The organism is Curtobacterium sp. B8, assembly GCF_000333315.1.
Taxonomy (GTDB): Bacteria; Actinomycetota; Actinomycetes; order Actinomycetales; family Microbacteriaceae; genus Curtobacterium; species Curtobacterium luteum.
Genome location: NZ_BACW01000046.1, coordinates 1 through 1,105, shown reverse-complemented (window position 1 = coordinate 1,105; position 1,105 = coordinate 1). Strand labels below are relative to the sequence as shown.

General features: G+C 74.1%; 1 protein-coding gene and 1 pseudogene. Both read left to right on the top strand.

Translation table 11 applies throughout. The features are described from left to right. On the top strand, positions 1-1,014 hold a 1,014-nt coding region (locus I59_RS01345), incomplete at its 5' end, for a sensor histidine kinase (RefSeq protein WP_022902341.1). Further along, a pseudogene (locus I59_RS23255) lies at positions 1,011-1,105 on the top strand (DNA-binding response regulator); the annotation flags it as partial. The gene I59_RS01345 and the pseudogene I59_RS23255, both read left to right, overlap by 4 nt.

The following is a 1,105-nucleotide window of genomic DNA, read 5'->3' as shown; positions in this document are numbered from 1 at the left end:
TGGTCGACGCTCGCGCTGTTCGTCCTCTACGCGGCGTACCTCTTCGCCCCCGAGCTGATGTGGCGCAGCGGGATGCGAACCCGTGTCCTGGTGCTCGCCGGGATCGCGACCCTCGCCGGACTGCTCCTGCTCGCCGTCGGCCCCCTCGCCGTCTGGACCTGGCTGCTCGTCGCCGCGCTCACCGGCTTCGTCGCCGAACGGGCCTGGATCGCCGGCGTGGGCGTCCTCTCCGTCATCGCCGCGCAACTCGTCGTCGCGGGGACGCTCGGATGGGACGAGGCCGTGGGCACCGGCCTGCTGTTCGCGCCGATCGTGACGGTCTCGGTCGGGGCGTCGATGCTGTTCTTCGGTCGGCAGCGCGAGGCGGAGGACCGGCTCGACGTCGCGCAGGACGAACTCACGCGGCTCGCCGTCGTCGAGGAACGAGCCCGGTTCTCCCGCGACCTGCACGACGTGCTCGGGCACTCGCTCACCGTCGTCGCGATGAAGTCCGAGCTCGCCGTCCGGCTCGTCGACGTCGACCCCGCCCGGGCCAGGTCCGAGATGCTGGACGTGGAGCGGCTGTCCCGCGAGGCCCTGCAGGGTCTGCGGCAGGCGGTCGGCGGGTACCGGGAGGCCGACCTCGATGCCGAGCTGGTGTCGGCCCGTGCGGCGCTGGCGGCCGCTGAGGTCGACGCGGACCTGCCGGCCGACGGTGCCGCGGCGGCCCGGGACGTCCGGAGCCTCTTCGCCTGGGTGCTGCGGGAGGGCGTGACGAACGTCGTCCGGCACGCGGCCGCGACCCGGGTGCGGGTGACGCTGACCCGGTCGACACTGACGATCGAGGACGACGGGACCGGGGACGTCGCGGGCGCCGGTACCGTACCCGGGTTCCCGTCCGTCGGCGGCCGCGTCGGCGGCAACGGGCTCCGGGGGCTGCGTGAGCGGGCCGACGCGGTGGGTGCGACCGTCGCCACCGGCACGAGCGACCTCGGCGGTTTCCTGCTGCGCGTCGAAACGGAGGGCCGACGATGACCGACACGATCCGGGTGCTGCTCGCCGACGACCAGGCGCTCGGTCGCGGTGCCCTCGCCTCGCTGCTGTCCCTCGAGCCCGACATCGAGGT